The following is a 17,611-nucleotide window of genomic DNA, read 5'->3' as shown; positions in this document are numbered from 1 at the left end:
TCGATGAGCCAAGTTCAATCTATTGAGCAAGCGCTGAAAAGTGCGACGGCAATATTGACTGAAGGCGGCAAAGAGTCGCCTTCTCTCGATGCAGCCGTACTTCTTTGCCATGTCCTTGGCAAACCAAGAACCTATCTTCTGACTTGGCCTGAAAAAGCATTGGACCCCGAGCAACAAGCTCAGTTTGATGCGTTATTGGCTCGTCGTATCACGGGTGAGCCTGTGGCTTACATTATCGGTGAACGCGAGTTTTGGTCTTTACCTCTTAAAGTCTCTCCATCCACATTAATTCCAAGACCGGACACGGAACGTTTGGTTGAAGTTGCATTGGATAAAACTTACGAGCAGACAGGACCAATCCTTGATTTAGGCACTGGCACTGGGGCGATTGCATTGGCATTGGCGTCTGAGTTACCCAAGCGCCAAGTGATGGGAGTTGACCTTAAACATGAAGCGAAAGACCTCGCAGAGTACAACGCATCGCAGTTAAACATCAAAAATGTGACGTTTGATCAAGGTAGTTGGTTCGAACCTATTGCCAGCGGAACAAAGTTTGCTTTAATTGTCTCCAACCCACCGTATATCGACGAAAAAGATCCACATCTTGCGGAAGGTGATGTGCGTTTTGAGCCAAAATCGGCACTCGTTGCGGATGAGAATGGCTTGGCGGATATTCGCCATATCTCTGATCTCGCTCGTCAATATTTGGAAGAAGATGGGTGGCTCGCGTTTGAACATGGTTATGACCAAGGCGAAGCTGTTCGTGAGATCATGACTCATTTTGGTTTTGAACAAGTAGTCACGGAAAAAGACTACGGCGGTAACGACCGAGTGACACTTGGTTGTTACAAGCCTTCATAATAACGAGCAAGTCAGCAGTAACTTATAAAAGAGAAATGAAATGTACGTAGCTCTAAAACACATTCACTTAGTAACGATCGCATTGAGCGCGACGCTACTATCGATCCGATTCGTATTGTTGATGATGGATTCTCCAAAGCGCAACAACCGATTCCTAAAAGTTTTCCCACATATTGTTGATACCGCGTTACTCCTTTCCGGTATTGGTTTGATCATGGTGACAGGCTTTATTCCATTTACGGATGCAGCGCCTTGGTTAACCAACAAGATCACTTGTGTGCTTGCGTACATTGCTCTTGGTTTCTTTGCTTTAAAGATGGCAAAGAACAAGCTGCTGAGAATTTTCGCCTTCTTTGGTGCTCTAGGCTGGCTAGTGATGGCCGCTAATATTGCCGTATCTAAAAATCCAAACTTATTTGGGTAATCTTCATGCTTGAGTTTTTTGACGAAGATTTTGACAACATGGCGTTGGTGGAAGGCGCGTTAGAACTGAACCACTCCATCAATCCAGACACTAATGTGCATTGGGCAAAGCAAGAATTAGAACGTCTTTATAAAGAAGCGGAAGCTATTCTGGTTCACGAGACGGACGAAGAACAACGTTTTGATTCGTTTCTCCGTTTGTTCTTTTATGAATGGGGCTTTAAAGGCGACGATCAAGAGTACTTTATCTCTGACAATAGTTTCATTGATAAAGTGTTGGAGCGTAAAAAAGGCATTCCCGTTAGTTTGGGGGCGGTCCTACTTTACTTGGGGAACCGACTTGGTTTTCCGATGAAAGGCGTGACCTTTCCGACGCAATTTTTGATCAAAGTAGATTGGATGCACAAAACGCCGGACTACATTAATCCATTTAACGGTGAATACGTCGGTGAGAAAATCCTTCAAGCTTGGCTGATTGGTCAAGAAGGTCCACTTGCAACCTTGAAGCCTGAGCACTTTGAAGAAGCGGATAACCCAACAGTAATAGGTCGTTGGTTGGCATTAATTAAAAGTGCGATGTTGCGTGAAGAGCGTTATACGTTAGCACTACGGTGCACCAACCTTGCGCTGACTTTCGTACCGGACGACCCATACGAGATTCGTGACCGAGGCTTTATCTTCCAACAATTGGAGTGCCATCAGGTAGCGGTTTCAGATTTTCAGTACTTTATTGACCAATGCCCAGACGATCCGGCATCAGAGCTACTAAAATCACAAGTTAACGCGATGAGCGAAAAGCACGTTACGCTTCACTAAATTTTATCGGCATGCTGAAAGCGGCGTGTTGAAGACAGACAAAAGAGAATCAAAATGGAACAGAAAATCGTTAATATTGGCGACATTCAGGTTGCTAACGACAAGCCATTCACCCTATTTGCAGGTATGAACGTTCTTGAGTCTCGTGATCTTGCTATGCAGATCTGTGAGCACTACGTAAAAGTAACCGACAAACTTGGCATCCCATACGTGTTCAAGGCATCGTTCGATAAAGCAAACCGCAGTTCTGTTCATTCATACCGTGGTCCTGGTCTGGAAGAAGGCATGAAAATCTTCCAAGAGCTGAAAGACACGTTTGGCGTGAAGATCATCACTGATGTTCACACTGAGGAACAAGCTCAACCTGTCGCTGATGTGGTTGATGTTATCCAACTTCCTGCATTCCTAGCTCGTCAAACTGACCTTGTAGAAGCAATGGCGAAAACAGGCGCGGTGATCAACGTTAAAAAACCTCAGTTCATGAGCCCTGGTCAAGTAGGTAACATCGTTGAGAAGTTTGCTGAGTGTGGTAACGAAAACATCATTTTATGTGAGCGCGGCTCTTGCCATGGTTACGACAACCTAGTGGTTGATATGCTTGGTTTTGGTGTCATGAAGAACGCATCAAAAGGCAGCCCAATCATTTTTGACGTAACGCACTCGCTACAAATGCGCGATCCGTCGGGCGCGGCATCTGGTGGTCGTCGTGAGCAAACCGTTGAACTTGCGAAAGCGGGTCTAGCAACAGGCATCGCAGGTCTGTTTATTGAAGCGCACCCGAACCCAGATCAAGCTCGCTGTGATGGTCCGTCTGCACTGCCTCTAGATAAACTTGAGCCATTCCTAGCGCAAATGAAGTCACTAGATGACCTAATTAAGAGCTTCGACAGCATCGATATCAAATAATCAGTTTACTGAATGTTTGTGGGAAATGGTCAGCCAATGTGCTGACCATTTTTGTATTGGCATATTCATTCTGCCAAATTATTCGCTTCTCGCTTCTCGCTTCTCGCTTCTCGCTTCTCGCTTCTCGCTTCTCGCTTCTCGCTTCTCGCTTACCAATTGCATTGAAATGCCTGCCAATGTCACAGCAAAACGATTGCCTGTGAATGGGTCTATAATCTGTTGAAACGTAGCGTCAGAGTTGCAGTTGTTAAAATAGTCATTAGTGATCCATGCATCATAATTATGAAATCAATATGTTAGCGTGCAATTCTTCCTATAAACTACGTCAAGTTTTAGCGCTCTTAATTATATGGACGGAGCTCCTTTAAAGGGTTAAGAGCGTCTGCAGTGGACCCCAGACGATAAAAAGGTAAAACAATGAAGCAACGCCTGATTGTAAAAACCGCTTTGAGCGCGGCGATTCTGGCAACTCTTGCCGGATGTGCAACGCAACCAGCACATGAATGGAATGAAGATACAACATACAAACTGACTGTACTGCACACGAACGACCACCACGGTCGCTTCTGGCAAAACAAATACGGTGAGTATGGTATGGCAGCTCGCAAGACATTGATCGACGAGCTACGTACAGAAATTCAAGCAGAGGGTGGCAGCGTTCTTCTACTGTCAGGCGGCGATATCAATACAGGTGTTCCTGAATCAGATCTGCAAGATGCGGAACCAGATTTCAAAGGCATGAGCAAAATTGGTTACGACGCGATGGCGTTGGGTAACCATGAGTTCGATAATCCACTTGACGTGCTATTCAAGCAGCAAGAGTGGGCTAACTTCCCAATGCTGTCTGCGAACATTTACGATAAGGAAACCGGTGAGCGCTTGTTCCAACCTTACGCAATGTTCAATAAGCAAGGCATCAAGATTGCCGTGATCGGTCTAACGACAGAAGACACAGCAAAACTAGGTAACCCAGAGTACATTGGTCAAGTTGACTTCCGTGATCCGAAAGAAGAAGCGAAGAAGCTGATCGCTGAGCTAAAAGAAACTGAGAAGCCAGACCTTATCTTTGCAGTGACACATATGGGTCACTACGAAAACGGCAACCGTGGTGTGAACGCTCCGGGTGATGTTGCGTTGGCTCGCTACCTAAATGAAGGTGATTTGGACATGATTGTGGGTGGTCACTCACAAGAGCCTGTATGTATGGAAGGTCCAAACGTTATTAAGAAGAACTTCAAGCCGGGTGAAGAGTGTAAACCAGATGAGCAAAACGGCACTTACATCGTACAAGCGTACGAGTGGGGTAAGTACGTTGGTCGAGCTGATTACGAATTCCGCAACGGCGAATTGTCTATGGTGAGCTACGATCTGATCCCTGTGAACCTGAAGAAGAAGATCAAAGTTGATGGTAAATCTCAACGCGTGCTTATCCAAGATGAGATCGCGCAAGATGAAGCTATGCTTGATTTCCTACGTCCTTACCAAGAAAAAGGTCAAGGCAAGCTAAACGTTAAGATTGCAGAATCCAATGGCAAACTGGAAGGTGATCGCAATGTGGTACGTTTCCAACAAACGAACCTTGGTCGTCTGATCGCAACAGCACACATGGAGCGTGCGAAAGCAGACTTCGCTGTAATGAACTCAGGTGGTGTTCGTGATTCAATTGAAGCGGGTGACATCACGTACAAAGATGTGCTGACCGTTCAACCATTTGGCAACATGGTTTCTTACGTAGATATGTCTGGTAAAGAAGTACTAGACTACCTAAATGTTGTTGCAACGAAACCTGTTGATTCTGGCGCTTACGCTCAGTTCGCTGGTATTTCAATGACTGTTGAGAATGGCAAAGTAGCAAATGTATTTATCGGTGGCAAACAGCTTCGACTTGATGGTGAGTACCGCTTTACTGTACCAAGTTACAACGCTTCAGGCGGTGACGGCTACCCGAAAGTTAACACTCACCCAGGTTACGTAAATACAGGCTTTACGGATGCTGAAGTACTGAAAGAGTACCTAGAGTCACACAGCCCAATTGACGTAAACGAATACGCGCCTTCAGGTGAGATGGTTTATAAGTAAAAAGCGATTGACTCAAAGTCGCTGATACCATTAACTTAAAGCGCTGCTCCTCACTAGGGGCAGCGTTTTTTGTTTTATAAGGAGAATCTTGATGACTCCGGCCATTAATCTTGCGAAAAAGAAAAAAGTTTCACACACCATTCACCAATATGAGCATGATCCAAGAGCAGACAGCTACGGATTAGAAGCAGCAGAAGTATTGGGACAAGATCCAAAGAAAGTATTTAAGACTTTGCTGTTTTGCTTAAACGGCGAGCCTAAGAACCTTGCCGTTGCGATCATTCCTGTCGATCAAAAATTGAACCTAAAATTGGCGGCGAAAGCTGCGAAAGGTAAGAAAGCGGACATGGCAGATCCTGAAATCGCTCAAAAGACCACAGGTTATGTTGTGGGTGGAATCAGCCCATTGGGGCAGAAGAAAGCGCTGCCTACTTTTCTGCATGAAAGTGCAACACAGCAAGAGACGATCTGTGTGAGCGCAGGTAAGCGTGGTTTAGAAATTGAATTGGCACCCAAAGATTTGTTGAGTCTAACACGTGGTCAATTTGCTCCTCTTTGTCTGTAAATACATGACCAATAAAAAGGACGCTGATGAGCGTCCTTTTTTGATCTTGTGATGGAGCGAATGGTTATTTCTTCAGGCTCAACGTGCCGCCTGTGCGTTTCGTTGGTTTGCTTGGCTTCGCTGCATTTGGATTCATGTAATGCTGCTTAGGCTTGCTCGGTGATTGAGGTTTATTGTGATCACCTTGAGGCTTACTGCGTTCACCTTGTGGTTTCGCTTTGTAGTGCTCTTTTGCAGGGCGTGCATTCTCATCATCACGTTGGCGACGTTTTTGCTGACCTTTTTTAGAATTTGGCGCATGGCGGAATTCATCCGCGTTGTTACCACGGAAGGTACGTGTTTTTTGGTTACGGCGTGCCGTTGAACCTTGGTTTTCTTCGCGGCTATCAAATAGTTTGGCATCGGTCGCTTTACGAATGTTACGACCTTTAGAATCTGTCTTTGACGCTTCCTCTGTGCCCACTGAGCCTTCACACATTGCTAGGATCTCTGCCACTTCATCGTCACTCAGGTAACGCCATTTACCATTTGGAATGCCATCAAGTGAGATGTTCATGATACGTACGCGACGCAGTTTAAATACTTCGTAGCCGAGCGCTTCACACATACGACGGATTTGACGGTTCAAACCTTGCGTTAACACGATGCGGAAAGAGAATTTGGTTTCTTTTGTTACCTTACAAGGTAGCGTGACTGTATCGAGGATCTTCACACCGCTCGACATCTGTTTTAGGAATTCGCCAGTAATAGGCTTATCAACACGTACCACGTATTCTTTTTCGTGGTTGTTACCTGCACGCAGAATCTTATTTACGATATCACCATCGTTAGTCAGAAAGATCAAACCATCTGAGGGCTTATCCAGACGACCGATAGGGAAGATACGCTTTTTATGACCGATGAAATCAACGATATTGCCCGGGATGTCGCGTTCAGTTGTACAGGTGATGCCCGTTGGTTTGTTCAACGCGATATAAATCGGTTTTTCTTTTGCTGCAACAGGGTTTCCATCGACACAAACGTCATCGCCTGGAAGTACTTTTGTTCCCATTTCTGGTTGTTGACCATTAATGGTGACACGACCTTGCTCGATAAGACGGTCGGCTTCACGACGTGAGCAGAAGCCCGTTTCGCTGATGTATTTGTTTAAGCGTTTTGCGTTGTCTTGTGACATGTTGGTCTCCTAACGTTTCACAACGGCGGTTAATAAAGGTTGTCTTGCCGCAGTTAATTGCAGCAAGACAAGATAAGGTCGGGCATTCTAGCACCGAGATTCGAGTTAGCCTAAACGTTTTTGATGACGTTCACGCGTCTCCATTTTCTTTTCAGCACTCTTTCTTAATAGAACGTAAACGGCGCCGCTGCCACCGTGGAATCGTTGTGCACTATGCACGCATTGCACTTCACGGATCTGTTGTAACCAACTGCTGACGAAACTTTTCATTAATGCTGGTGGATTAGAGCGCTCGCCACGACCATGTACGATCACGACGGTACGGATATCCATCTCAATACATTGCTTGAGGAATTTGACTACTTCGTCACGTGCTTCTTTCAGTGTCTTACGGTGCAGATCAAGTCGAGCTTGAATTGGGTATTTACCAAGGCGTAGTTTGCGGTATACACCATCTTGTACACCATCCCGTTTGAACTCGATAAAGTCATCGGGTTTGAGCATTTCTGCATGGTCAATCGACAGGTACTCTGGGTCGTCTTCAGTAAGCCAAATTGCGGCTTCGCGTTTCGCCATCTGAGCGTCCGTCACTTGGTGCACTTTTTTGTGCTCTGCAGTATCGTGGTCGATAGGCTTTACGTCGCCCATCATCTGTTGAAACAGATCAAAATCGTCGTCTTGAGACATAACGGCAATCTCATAAAGAACAGGGTAGGAATAGTAAGATTATATCAATGAGTAGTGCATTGAGATCAAATAAAAAACCGGAGCAGGCAAGTAACCAACTCCGGTGCAAAGCGTTTCTAGAGCTAAGCGAGATCTAGTGAGGAGATTTGTCGTTCATAATCTTGTAAATGAAGAAACCGCCGTAAAACAACATCAGACCAATTGCCCCAAAGATTACTATCATTGACGATAGTCCCACCGCATTACCAAATAGGAGATCAAGCCAAAAGTCCATACGTTTCCTCCAAGATATTTCCGACATGGATAACGTTAATGGGTGGTGTTTTTTTGCACACTGATCTGGATCAATTATGTTGCCAAGGTTAATAAACTGTGTTTTATTGTGGGTTCTTAGTCACATTTCACGTGCTAGTGTTCAGTAAATCGTCAAACGAATTAAGACATTACGTTTTTTTGTAAAAAGCGCTTGCGTCTAACTAAAGAATCCGTAATATACGCATCCGTTGACGGGGATAAGTCCTCAGTTAAACATCTCGGTGAATAGCGCAGCTTGGTAGCGCATCTGGTTTGGGACCAGAGGGTCGGGGGTTCGAATCCCTCTTCACCGACCACTTTCAGAAAGCCTGCTCAATGAGCAGGCTTTCGTCGTTTCAGCGGTCGCAAATTTGGCTTTGATAGTAGCGAACCAAATGGGGTTCGCCTGAAGTTAGAATATGGCTCTTCACCGACCGTATTAGAGAAAGCCGTAGCAGAAATGCTACGGCTTTTTTGTGTTTTACGGCTTTTTGAATCGAGAACGCTTCGCTTCGGGAACAGACTCTGCTCTTCGAGATGCGAGAGAAGGAACGCTTTGAGGCAAATCAGCTTTCATCAACTGGTAAATGAAAACGTAAGAGATCCCCAACTCGCTCGTCCCTCGCTCTTGAGGATGACGAATAAAAAGCACTGAATTCAAAGGCGTCATTCCCGAAAGCGACGAAGGAGCGCAGTCGGGAATCTCTCTATTGTTCTGAGTGATATGATAAAACTGCGCTTCTCGCTAGTTCACATCACAACTAATGTCTTTAATCGGAGTTTCGGACGTCGTGAAACAAACGTAAGCCGTTTTTGGATGGTTTGGACCGATTTTAATGTACCCAGCTTTTAGCTCATCTTCATCAAAAGTAGCGGAATGAGACTGACCAGTTTTGCCATCAAAGTAAGTAGCTTCAAAGTTCTGGTTCATCATATGAGCGACGCGGTTACGAGTATGGGCGGTTGAAAAAGTGATGTTTGCACAACGCATCATAGGCTTTTGGTTAATGAGAAACTGCCCACTTTCTTTATCCAAAACACCGCCTTTTGTATCCGGCGTAATATCAATAGGTTGGAAGTCTTCAATCGTACAAGACGATTTTGCATGGGCAAGCGATGGCAATAGTAGCGCGCTAGCAAGGCATAATAATGAGGCTTTGAACGTCATAAAGGCTCTTATCAAATTTGAAGTTGTTTAAGGATTGACTCGATAGTATCCAATAGGTGACCGCATTTGTCAGCGTGACGTAAGCGTCATTTGCCTACAAATACAACACGATAAGTAGATGTAAGCATACCAGCAAATGGAGCTATCTTCTTTATCCAATATCGCAGTCTGCTTTGTGAGTTTTTGCTAGTGGTTTGACATTGAAACCGCGTTTTTCTAATAGTTCGATTACATTGTCTTTACCTACTAGATGTAAGCTGCCTACCACCACGGTGTATTTACCGGATTTTTTCGGTAGTACACTACCTGTATCGAGTTTCTGAGCCCAGTCGCGGTTACGGGAATAGAGAAAGGCTTCATTGAACTCATCACTTGATTGTTCACTCGCCGATGCTGCTTCAAGTGAGCTACCATCGCCGCTCTTCCAACTGTCGATTAAGCATTGTACCAGTTTGTCGCCACCGTCATATTCTTCAATAGAAGAGAGCAGAAACTCTTTACCGCCATCTTTTTGTCCTGTGATTAAGTCCAATTGGAATTGCACACTCTCCAAAGCAAGTACTGGTACTTTTTGTTGGTCAGCTAAGTTAATTAGGTGCATGTCGACACCTTGATCAGACGCGTAACCAAGTTTGTTCACCAACATTAATTGGATTGTCAAAGCCGCAGACCATGGCGGTGCATTGAGTAACTGTGCTTCTTGTAGACCTAGGTCATTGGCTATTTCAGCAAGATGTTTGCGCTGTGTTTTATCTAAAACATCTCTAGCGTGAAGCGAGGTTTCCGGGTAAGTCACCCCTTCTGTATTTCGAATGTCTGCTTCGATGATTAAACCATTACTGTTTGTCAGGAACCGAGTCACAGCTTCTGGTAATGGATACATGCTTTTATCGCCGACATGTACAGACCCGATAATCATGTATTCCGTCTCGCCCTTCTTTGCCAGCCAGTGTTGTGGTTCGGCTTGAACAGAATAAGAAGTAAAAAAGACGATCAGAGATGACATCACGGACAAGAGTCGAAACATATTTTGCTCCTCGAATTCAATAAGCACTTTATCTATAACATGGTTCGGCAAAATCGTCATTTTTTAAAAAATTGACGAGTTTTAACGGCTAGGAAATGAGAGGTAATTCACGAAAGTGTTTCAATTGAGTTTGTTGTTAATGGTTCACTTAATAACCAATAGTGATCAGAATCCTACAAAATCAGTCGAAACCCATCGATATTCGTGATTGAGATCGCAACAAACTCGTCAAAAAAAGTTAGCCGCTTTTAACGTCAAGTTTAACTTGTTGAAATTATTATGTTTATATTTTTGAATGCTTGGCTTAATTTGAGCCAGATCACTTCTTAGTTTTATTAATTTTACGCTTAGAAATAACTGCTTGTATGTTGAATGCAACTGTTAAGCGCCTCGCATTTAGGTGCTCACCATTTTTAATAAATGTCGTTTTGAACCACTGACTTTTTGGGGAAAGTAAGATGTTGAAACATAGTCTGATTGCTGCTTCTGTTATCGCTACATTGGCAGGCTGCTCTTCACTACAGAGCTCTGAGCAACAAGTTGTAAACTCACTGGCTGATAACCTTGATATCCAATATGAAGTGTTAACTAACCATGGTGCTAACGAAGGTCTTGCGTGCCAAGATATGGGCGCAGAATGGGCTTCTTGTAACAAAGTAAACATGACGCTTGTTAACCAAGGTGAAGCTGTTGACTCAAAAGATTGGGCTATTTACTTCCACAGCATTCGTCTGATTCTGGATGTTGACAACGAGCAGTTCAAAATCTCTCGTGTAACGGGTGACCTACATAAGCTAGAACCAACAGATAAGTTTGACGGCTTCGCTGCCGGTGAAGAGGTTGTTCTTCCATTGGTTGGTGAATACTGGCAACTATTTGAAACTGACTTCATGCCGGGTGCATTCGTTTCTGCTCCAAACGCAGAACCTAAGATGATTGCTTCTCTGAATACTGAAGATGTTGCGTCTTTTGTGACGGGTCTTGAAGGTAATAACCTAAAACGTACACCAGACGACAACAATGTATTTGCAAACGCTGTGTCTCGTTTTGAGAAAAACGAAGACCTAGCAACACAAGACGTATCAACCACGTTACTACCAACACCAATGCACGTTGAAGCGGGTAAAGGCAAAGTAGATATCGCGGATGGTATTGCGTTGCCTAAAGACGCATTCGATGCGACTCAGTTCGCAGCGATTCAAGATCGTGCAGAAGTGGTAGGTGTGGACGTTCGTGGTGATCTTCCTGTAAGCATCACTGTTGTTCCTGCAGACTTCACCGGTGAATTAGCAAAATCTGGTGCTTACGAAATGAGCATCAAAGGCGACGGTATTGTGATTAAAGCGTTCGACCAAGCAGGCGCTTTCTACGCAGTACAATCTATCTTTGGCCTGGTAGATAGCCAAAATGCTGATTCTCTACCACAACTGTCTATTAAAGATGCGCCTCGTTTTGATTACCGTGGTGTGATGGTGGATGTGGCTCGTAACTTCCACTCTAAGGACGCAATCCTTGCAACGCTAGACCAAATGGCAGCGTACAAGATGAACAAACTTCACCTTCACCTAACCGATGATGAAGGCTGGCGTTTAGAAATCCCGGGTCTGCCTGAGCTGACAGAAGTGGGTGCTAACCGTTGTTTCGATACACAAGAGAAAAGCTGTTTACTGCCTCAGCTTGGCTCTGGTCCAACGACAGACAACTTTGGCTCTGGCTATTTCAGCAAAGCAGACTACGTGGAAATCTTGAAATACGCGAAAGCACGTAACATTGAAGTGATTCCAGAAATCGATATGCCAGCTCACGCTCGTGCAGCAGTAGTATCAATGGAAGCTCGTTACGACCGCCTAATGGAAGAAGGTAAAGAAGCTGAAGCGAACGAATACCGTCTGATGGATCCTCAAGATACATCAAACGTAACGACGGTTCAGTTCTACAATAAGCAAAGCTTCATCAACCCATGTATGGAATCTTCAACTCGCTTTGTTGATAAGGTGATTTCAGAAGTGGCAGCAATGCACCAAGAAGCTGGCGCTCCACTAACAACTTGGCACTTCGGTGGTGACGAAGCGAAGAACATCAAGCTAGGTGCTGGTTTCCAAGACGTTAACGCAGAAGATAAAGTAAGCTGGAAAGGCACGATTGACCTGTCTAAACAAGACAAGCCGTTTGCACAGTCTCCACAATGTCAGACGCTAATCACAGATGGCACAGTCAGTGACTTTGCTCACCTACCAAGCCACTTCGCGGAAGAAGTGTCGAAGATTGTTGCTGAGAAAGGCATTCCAAACTTCCAAGCTTGGCAAGATGGTTTGAAATACAGTGACGGCGAAAAAGCGTTCGCTACAGAAAATACTCGCGTAAACTTCTGGGACGTTCTTTACTGGGGCGGTACTTCGTCAGTGTACGAGTGGTCTAAGAAAGGTTACGACGTGATTGTTTCTAACCCAGATTACGTGTACATGGATATGCCATACGAAGTTGACCCGAAAGAGCGTGGTTACTACTGGGCAACACGTGCAACGGATACTCGTAAGATGTTTGGCTTTGCACCAGAGAACATGCCTCAAAACGCAGAAACTTCTGTAGATCGCGATGGCAATGGCTTTACTGGTAAAGGTGAAATCGAAGCGAAACCTTTCTACGGTCTATCTGCACAACTTTGGTCTGAGACAGTACGTAACGATGAGCAATACGAGTACATGGTATTCCCTCGCGTCCTCGCTGCTGCTGAGCGTGCATGGCACCGTGCTGACTGGGAAAACGACTACAAAGTTGGTGTTGAGTACTCGCAAAACTCTAATCTAGTTGATAAAGCATCGCTAAACCAAGACTACAACCGCTTTGCGAACGTACTTGGTCAACGTGAACTGGCTAAGCTAGAAAAATCAGGTATTGACTACCGCCTACCAGTACCAGGTGCAAAAGTAGAAGATGGTAAGCTAGCAATGAACGTTCAGTTCCCTGGCGTAACGCTTCAATACTCTCTGGATGGTGAGAACTGGTTGACTTATGCAGACAACGCTCGTCCAAATGTAACTGGTGAAGTCTTCATCCGCTCGGTATCTGCGACAGGTGAGAAGGTAAGCCGTATCACTAGCGTGAAATAATAGCGCTCAGTATTCACTAAAATCATAGTTCCTTACTCAAAGCCCTCAACTTATGTTGGGGGCTTTGTTTATTTTTCTTCGGAAAATAAGCGTGATCAATGTCTAATTATTTTTTATTGATAATTAAGTTTCTAATTTAGGGTGTCTGTCATAGTGTGATCTGGATGTGTATTTAACTGTCAAATAAAAGGGGAGATATGCCTTACTTCACACTTTATTTTTTTGACGAATTTTTAGTTTTTATATCAAACCACTGTATTTAATAAACTTTTTTTAATTTCGAAAATCACGATTTGAATTTGATCACTGTTTTAAACGATTTATTTTTCAATGCGAATTAAATTGCGCAGTATTGCCGTCGCCAGGGAGGCACATCCCAAAGTATGTGATGAGAGGCAAGTGATAGCCAAAAAACTCGTCGCATAACGTGAACAAATAAAGGCAGTAATTATGAAAAACGTTTTAGCACTAAGTGCACTTTCTCTTGTTTTCGCTTCAAGCGCTTTCGCGGGTTCATCTTATGTAACTGGTAACATCCAATTCCACGATGACGGTCGAATTCACGGCTCAGACATGACATCTACGCTAGAAGCGGGTCATACGTTTGATAACCAATTCGGCGGTCTTACGGTTTACACTGAGTTTGATGGTATTCAGCTAGGCAAACTAGAAACTGAAAATGGCGGCGCAGGCAACACAACGCCAGCCATCACTGTAGGTGGTGAGCAATCTTTCAACATCACTGATCATCTATGGGTTGCTGCGGGCTACCAACACCTATTCTCTGCTGGTGAGAGCATCCAGTACCGTCCACTTGTAAAGATCGGTTACAACTTTGATAACGGCATCTCATTGAGCAACCGTACTCGCGCGCACATCGATGCAACGTCTGCAGACGCGAAAACAGACTACCGTATGGATAACCGCATTGGTTACGTAATGAACGAAGATGTGACTTTGAGCTACAACAACGTTTACATGATTGAAGCAGAAACGATGGACCACGAGCTACGTGCAACATGGACTCGTAAGGGCGTTCAGCCTTACTTCGAGTTCCGTAGCCAAGCACACGGTGCGGAAAATGCGGCGGGTGATAGCCTAGTGAACAACGCATTCGTATTTGGTGCGTCTTACGGCTTCTAATTAAAGAGTTTTGTCTTAACTGTCCATTAAGAAAAAGCCCAGCGGTATGTCTCGCTGGGCTTTGTTTTTACTGGTCGTTGCCTTTGTGGAAGCGGTATTCGTAAACCTGACCTTTGTCGTTATAGGCGTAGACGGCGTAACTGTCTTTTTTATCGCCATACTCCATACCCGGTGATCCCATAGGCATGCCGGGTACCGCAAGACCTTTTGCGTTGCGAGGTGGGTTTTCTAAAAAGGCTTTAATGTCGTCAGCAGGAATATGACCTTCAAATACGTAGCCATTAATTTCTGCGGTGTGGCACGAGTAAAGCTGTTCATTCTTGATGCCCAAGTCGCGTTTAACCGCGTTCATGTCATCGTGCAGCTTTTCTTCGACGGTAAAGCCGTTCTCTTCCATGTGTTTCGTCCATTCTCCACAGCAGCCACAGTATGGCGATTTGTGGTTGATGACATCAGCGGCTAATACGTTCGCCGATGTGACAGCAAGCATTGTAAAGGTCAATAGTTTCAACTTCATAATATCCTCTATAAGAAGTGTCGCTTACTTAATGGTAAACAGTCGTAGTCGATTTGCATTACTCACGACTGTGATTGAAGACAGTGCCATTGCTGCGCCAGCAACAACAGGACTGAGTAGGAATCCGAATGCTGGGTAGAGCACGCCAGCGGCGATTGGAATACCCAACGAGTTATAAACAAAGGCACCAAACAGGTTTTGTTTCATGTTCTTCAATGTTGCACGAGACAGTTCGATGGCATGAACAATTGCCATTGGTGATGTATTAAGAATCGTCATTTGTGAACTTTCGATCGCCACATCACTGCCGCTGCCCATTGCAACGCCGAGATCGGCGAGGGCGAGAGCGGGTGCGTCATTAATACCATCACCAATCATGGCGACGGTTTGTCCCTGTGATTGTAGTTGTTTTATATGTTGCGCTTTCTCATCTGGCATCACCTGAGCAATGACTTCATCAATGCCTAATTCGTTGCCGATGGCTGTCGCTACGTGTTGATTATCACCAGTGAGCATCACTGTGTTGATACCCTGTAATTTTAGTGCAGTGACTGCTTGTTTGGCATCAGATTTAATTGGATCAGCGATGGCAATTAAACCAATCAGTTCGTTGTTGAGGGAAATGGCAACCGGTGTCCATGCGTTGTTGGCACAATCTTGAATGGCTTGCTCCATCGCGGAAGTATCTACCTGCTCTGTTTGCATAAACTGCAATGAACCAATCAGCAGTGGTTGTGCTTGGTAAGTTGCAAGAATGCCGCGACCGCGAATGTTTTCAAAAGCGTCCAACTCGATATCTTCAGCCGCATTTTCCTTAGCGTAATCACACACGGCTTTTGCTAATGGGTGCTCAGATTGACGCTCTGCTGCGTATGCTAATGCTAACAAGTGTTCTTGGCTGGTGGCGTGAGTAAATACTTGCTGCACACTGGGTTTGCCCTGAGTTAACGTACCGGTTTTGTCGAATACGACGGTGTCGACTTTGCTCGCCAATTGCAGTGCGTCTGCGTCTTTGATCAAGATACCCAGTTCTGCGGCTTTGCCCACGCCTACGGTGACCGACAATGGTGTTGCTAAGCCCAGCGCACAAGGACAGGCAATAATCAGTACAGTCGTCGTTACCACAAGCATGTAGCTGGCTTTAGGTTCTGGACCTACTGCGAACCAAACCAAAGCAGCAAGGATTGCGATACCGACAACCACAGGGACGAATACAGCAGAAATCTGATCCGCTAATTTGGCAATTGCTGGCTTACTGCTTTGTGCGGTGCGCACCATACGGATAATACGCGCTAGCATGGTATTTGCACCGATGCCGGTGGCTTCAATAATCAGAGCGCCATCGGTATTTAGTGTGCCCGCAGAGACTTGAGCCTCTTGCGCTTTTAACACGGGTACGGGTTCACCAGTTAGCATAGATTCATCAATGTACGATTCCCCCTGAATCACGATACCATCAACGGGCACTTTCTCACCCGGTTTGATGCGTAGCTTCATGCCCAACGTGATTTGCTCAACCGCAATTTGCTGATCGCCATTTTCAGTAATGACGGTGGCTTGCTGAGGTTGTAGGTTAATCAGAGCTTGCAATGAGCGTGTTGTATTTGCCTTTGCTTTCGCTTCTATATAGTGACCAAGAGAAATCAGACCGACGATCATCGCACTTGCTTCAAAGTAAACATGGCGAGAGGCGAGTGGGAACCAATCAGGAAAAATCACCACAAGCATTGAATAGAACCACGCGGCACCAGTACCTAGGGCAACTAAAGTGTCCATGGTGGCACGTTTGTGAGTGGCTGCTAACCATGCGTTAGTAAAGAAGTGCTTACCTGCTGTCGCCAGCAATAATAGACAGAGAATACCTATCGCACCCCAAACCATTTGATCATTGGCATCTCGGATAACCATGTTGCCACCAAATACCCCCCAGAGCATCAATGGTGCACCAACGACTAAGCCTGCGATAGCATCAAGTTTAAAGCGCTTTTGTTGAGCAAGTTGCTGTGCTGCTTGTTTTTCTTGTTGCGTTGCTGCGTCTTGAAGGATTTCTGCTTGATAGCCCGCTTGTTTTACCGACTCGATGATGGCTTGATGAAGCATTTCACTATCTTGGTTTGCAAATACTAACGCGCTCTGCTCTGCAAGATTGACCTGTGCTTTCTCTATGCCTTCGACATTAGTGAGTGCTTTCTCGACCGAAGATACACAGCTGGCACATGTCATGCCTTGAATCAGCATCTGTAGCTGAACATTGGCAGATTCGGGTTGGTTACGATCGAGATGCGCTTCTTTTATTGCGGGCGTTATTTGCTCTGTGACTTCTTCTTTAGCCTCGATAGTCTCGATGCTAGCGGTATAGCCCAATGTCGCAACGAGATCGATCACTTGCTGCTCAGAGAGTAGGGTTGTGATGTCAAGTTGTGTTGTAGCGGCTTGGAATGTAATGACGTCTTGATTTGATTCTAATAAAGAAGAGAGCTTTTTCACGCAGCCACCACAGCTCAAACCCGTTAAATGGAATTGATATTGGTGACCGGCGTGGTAGCCCAGCGATTCGATGGATTCAATAATAGAAGAGAGTGAAGATTCGGTTTTCACCTCTACCATCGTCGGGGACAAATTAATGATCTCAACACTGTGATTGGCATGTAAAGCTTTCTCAACTTTTCTCGCACAGCCCATGCAGTTGAGTCCCGACATAGGTACAACAAACTGATACATAATTTGTCCTCAATAATAGTAATGTGCAGAGCATAAACCTTCCTGCAAGGGGAAGGTCAAGCTTTTCGACGCGAAACAAATTCGTCAAAATCCACTTTATTGAGCCGACCTTACGCCCCT

Annotated in this window: 15 protein-coding genes and 1 tRNA gene; 9 read left to right on the top strand and 7 right to left on the bottom strand. The window is 45.0% G+C overall.

Translation table 11 applies throughout. The annotated features are described in order from the left end of the window. Window positions 1-3 precede the first annotated feature (3 nt). The 6 genes from prmC to ybaK all read left to right on the top strand — a co-directional run bounded on the left by prmC (window position 4) and on the right by ybaK (window position 5,650). Window positions 4-861: a peptide chain release factor N(5)-glutamine methyltransferase gene (gene prmC, locus NL647_RS22705; RefSeq protein WP_074051127.1), complete on the top strand. Its 858-nt coding sequence runs from the start codon at window positions 4-6 to the stop codon at window positions 859-861. A 40-nt stretch (window positions 862-901) separates the two neighbouring features. Next, on the top strand, window positions 902-1,285 hold the full coding sequence (locus tag NL647_RS22700) for a SirB2 family protein (protein WP_005449241.1): 384 nt from the start codon (window positions 902-904) through the stop codon (window positions 1,283-1,285). Between the two features lie 5 nt (window positions 1,286-1,290). Next, on the top strand, window positions 1,291-2,100 hold the full coding sequence (locus NL647_RS22695; RefSeq protein WP_005449240.1) for a SirB1 family protein: 810 nt from the start codon (window positions 1,291-1,293) through the stop codon (window positions 2,098-2,100). 54 nt (window positions 2,101-2,154) lie between these two features. Continuing rightward, on the top strand, window positions 2,155-3,006 hold the full coding sequence (kdsA, locus tag NL647_RS22690) for a 3-deoxy-8-phosphooctulonate synthase (protein WP_005449239.1): 852 nt from the start codon (window positions 2,155-2,157) through the stop codon (window positions 3,004-3,006). Window positions 3,007-3,423: 417 nt separating this feature from the next. After that, window positions 3,424-5,085, top strand: a complete 1,662-nt coding sequence (gene ushA / locus NL647_RS22685; protein WP_009696822.1) for a bifunctional UDP-sugar hydrolase/5'-nucleotidase UshA — start codon at window positions 3,424-3,426, stop codon at window positions 5,083-5,085. Between the two features lie 91 nt (window positions 5,086-5,176). Further along, window positions 5,177-5,650, top strand: a complete 474-nt coding sequence (ybaK, locus tag NL647_RS22680; RefSeq protein ID WP_005449237.1) for a Cys-tRNA(Pro) deacylase — start codon at window positions 5,177-5,179, stop codon at window positions 5,648-5,650. A 64-nt stretch (window positions 5,651-5,714) separates the two neighbouring features. On the opposite strand, the gene rluF is transcribed toward ybaK, so the two are convergent. The 3 genes from rluF to NL647_RS22665 all read right to left on the bottom strand — a co-directional run bounded on the left by rluF (window position 5,715) and on the right by NL647_RS22665 (window position 7,785). Next, complete coding sequence (gene rluF / locus NL647_RS22675) at window positions 5,715-6,824, bottom strand: 23S rRNA pseudouridine(2604) synthase RluF (protein ID WP_038898458.1); 1,110 nt, start codon at window positions 6,822-6,824, stop codon at window positions 5,715-5,717. Between the two features lie 105 nt (window positions 6,825-6,929). Beyond that, window positions 6,930-7,511 (bottom strand): DNA endonuclease SmrA, encoded by a 582-nt coding sequence (gene smrA / locus NL647_RS22670; RefSeq protein ID WP_005449235.1) that lies wholly within the window; start codon window positions 7,509-7,511, stop codon window positions 6,930-6,932. A gap of 133 nt (window positions 7,512-7,644) precedes the next feature. Further along, the gene (locus NL647_RS22665; RefSeq protein ID WP_005382236.1) at window positions 7,645-7,785 is read right to left on the bottom strand and encodes a DUF3149 domain-containing protein; all 141 of its coding nucleotides are present in this window, start codon (window positions 7,783-7,785) and stop codon (window positions 7,645-7,647) included. Window positions 7,786-8,045: 260 nt separating this feature from the next. Between NL647_RS22665 and NL647_RS22660 the strand changes: the two genes are divergently transcribed. Then, window positions 8,046-8,122: transfer RNA gene (locus tag NL647_RS22660), tRNA-Pro, on the top strand. 428 nt (window positions 8,123-8,550) lie between these two features. On the opposite strand, the gene NL647_RS22655 is transcribed toward NL647_RS22660, so the two are convergent. Next, window positions 8,551-8,973: a hypothetical protein gene (locus NL647_RS22655; RefSeq protein WP_005449234.1), complete on the bottom strand. Its 423-nt coding sequence runs from the start codon at window positions 8,971-8,973 to the stop codon at window positions 8,551-8,553. A 151-nt stretch (window positions 8,974-9,124) separates the two neighbouring features. Continuing rightward, window positions 9,125-10,000, bottom strand: a complete 876-nt coding sequence (locus NL647_RS22650) for a TraB/GumN family protein (RefSeq protein ID WP_253650694.1) — start codon at window positions 9,998-10,000, stop codon at window positions 9,125-9,127. 458 nt (window positions 10,001-10,458) lie between these two features. On the opposite strand from NL647_RS22650, the gene NL647_RS22645 reads away from it, so the two are divergent. Together NL647_RS22645 and NL647_RS22640 are read left to right on the top strand one after the other, a co-directional pair. Then, the gene (locus NL647_RS22645; RefSeq protein ID WP_005449232.1) at window positions 10,459-13,110 is read left to right on the top strand and encodes a beta-N-acetylhexosaminidase; all 2,652 of its coding nucleotides are present in this window, start codon (window positions 10,459-10,461) and stop codon (window positions 13,108-13,110) included. A gap of 450 nt (window positions 13,111-13,560) precedes the next feature. Beyond that, window positions 13,561-14,253, top strand: coding sequence for an oligogalacturonate-specific porin KdgM family protein (locus tag NL647_RS22640; protein ID WP_005449231.1), 693 nt, complete (start codon window positions 13,561-13,563; stop codon window positions 14,251-14,253). A gap of 67 nt (window positions 14,254-14,320) precedes the next feature. Here the strand turns inward: NL647_RS22640 and NL647_RS22635 are convergent, their stop codons facing one another. Next, on the bottom strand, window positions 14,321-14,770 hold the full coding sequence (locus NL647_RS22635) for a DUF411 domain-containing protein (RefSeq protein WP_005449230.1): 450 nt from the start codon (window positions 14,768-14,770) through the stop codon (window positions 14,321-14,323). A 24-nt stretch (window positions 14,771-14,794) separates the two neighbouring features. Continuing rightward, the gene (locus NL647_RS22630) at window positions 14,795-17,491 is read right to left on the bottom strand and encodes a heavy metal translocating P-type ATPase (RefSeq protein ID WP_253650693.1); all 2,697 of its coding nucleotides are present in this window, start codon (window positions 17,489-17,491) and stop codon (window positions 14,795-14,797) included. Between the last annotated feature and the right edge of the window lie 120 nt (window positions 17,492-17,611).

The sequence above is a fragment of the Vibrio sp. Y29_XK_CS5 genome, assembly GCF_024181835.1.
GTDB classification, from domain to species: Bacteria; Pseudomonadota; Gammaproteobacteria; order Enterobacterales; family Vibrionaceae; genus Vibrio; species Vibrio harveyi.
Note: the sequence above shows the minus strand (reverse complement) of the source record. Positions and strands in the feature narration are given on the sequence as shown.

What these genes read in the sequence shown, in the direction of transcription:
- rluF (WP_038898458.1), bottom strand. Translation starts at nt 6,824, where the DNA reads ATGTCACAAGACAACGCAAAACGCTTAAACAAATACATCAGCGAAACG.
- prmC (WP_074051127.1), top strand. Translation starts at nt 4, where the DNA reads ATGAGCCAAGTTCAATCTATTGAGCAAGCGCTGAAAAGTGCGACGGCA.
- NL647_RS22650 (WP_253650694.1), bottom strand. Translation starts at nt 10,000, where the DNA reads ATGTTTCGACTCTTGTCCGTGATGTCATCTCTGATCGTCTTTTTTACT.
- NL647_RS22700 (WP_005449241.1), top strand. Translation starts at nt 902, where the DNA reads ATGTACGTAGCTCTAAAACACATTCACTTAGTAACGATCGCATTGAGC.
- NL647_RS22665 (WP_005382236.1), bottom strand. Translation starts at nt 7,785, where the DNA reads ATGGACTTTTGGCTTGATCTCCTATTTGGTAATGCGGTGGGACTATCG.
- NL647_RS22640 (WP_005449231.1), top strand. Translation starts at nt 13,561, where the DNA reads ATGAAAAACGTTTTAGCACTAAGTGCACTTTCTCTTGTTTTCGCTTCA.
- kdsA (WP_005449239.1), top strand. Translation starts at nt 2,155, where the DNA reads ATGGAACAGAAAATCGTTAATATTGGCGACATTCAGGTTGCTAACGAC.
- NL647_RS22645 (WP_005449232.1), top strand. Translation starts at nt 10,459, where the DNA reads ATGTTGAAACATAGTCTGATTGCTGCTTCTGTTATCGCTACATTGGCA.
- ushA (WP_009696822.1), top strand. Translation starts at nt 3,424, where the DNA reads ATGAAGCAACGCCTGATTGTAAAAACCGCTTTGAGCGCGGCGATTCTG.
- ybaK (WP_005449237.1), top strand. Translation starts at nt 5,177, where the DNA reads ATGACTCCGGCCATTAATCTTGCGAAAAAGAAAAAAGTTTCACACACC.
- NL647_RS22695 (WP_005449240.1), top strand. Translation starts at nt 1,291, where the DNA reads ATGCTTGAGTTTTTTGACGAAGATTTTGACAACATGGCGTTGGTGGAA.
- smrA (WP_005449235.1), bottom strand. Translation starts at nt 7,511, where the DNA reads ATGTCTCAAGACGACGATTTTGATCTGTTTCAACAGATGATGGGCGAC.
- NL647_RS22630 (WP_253650693.1), bottom strand. Translation starts at nt 17,491, where the DNA reads ATGTATCAGTTTGTTGTACCTATGTCGGGACTCAACTGCATGGGCTGT.
- NL647_RS22635 (WP_005449230.1), bottom strand. Translation starts at nt 14,770, where the DNA reads ATGAAGTTGAAACTATTGACCTTTACAATGCTTGCTGTCACATCGGCG.
- NL647_RS22655 (WP_005449234.1), bottom strand. Translation starts at nt 8,973, where the DNA reads ATGACGTTCAAAGCCTCATTATTATGCCTTGCTAGCGCGCTACTATTG.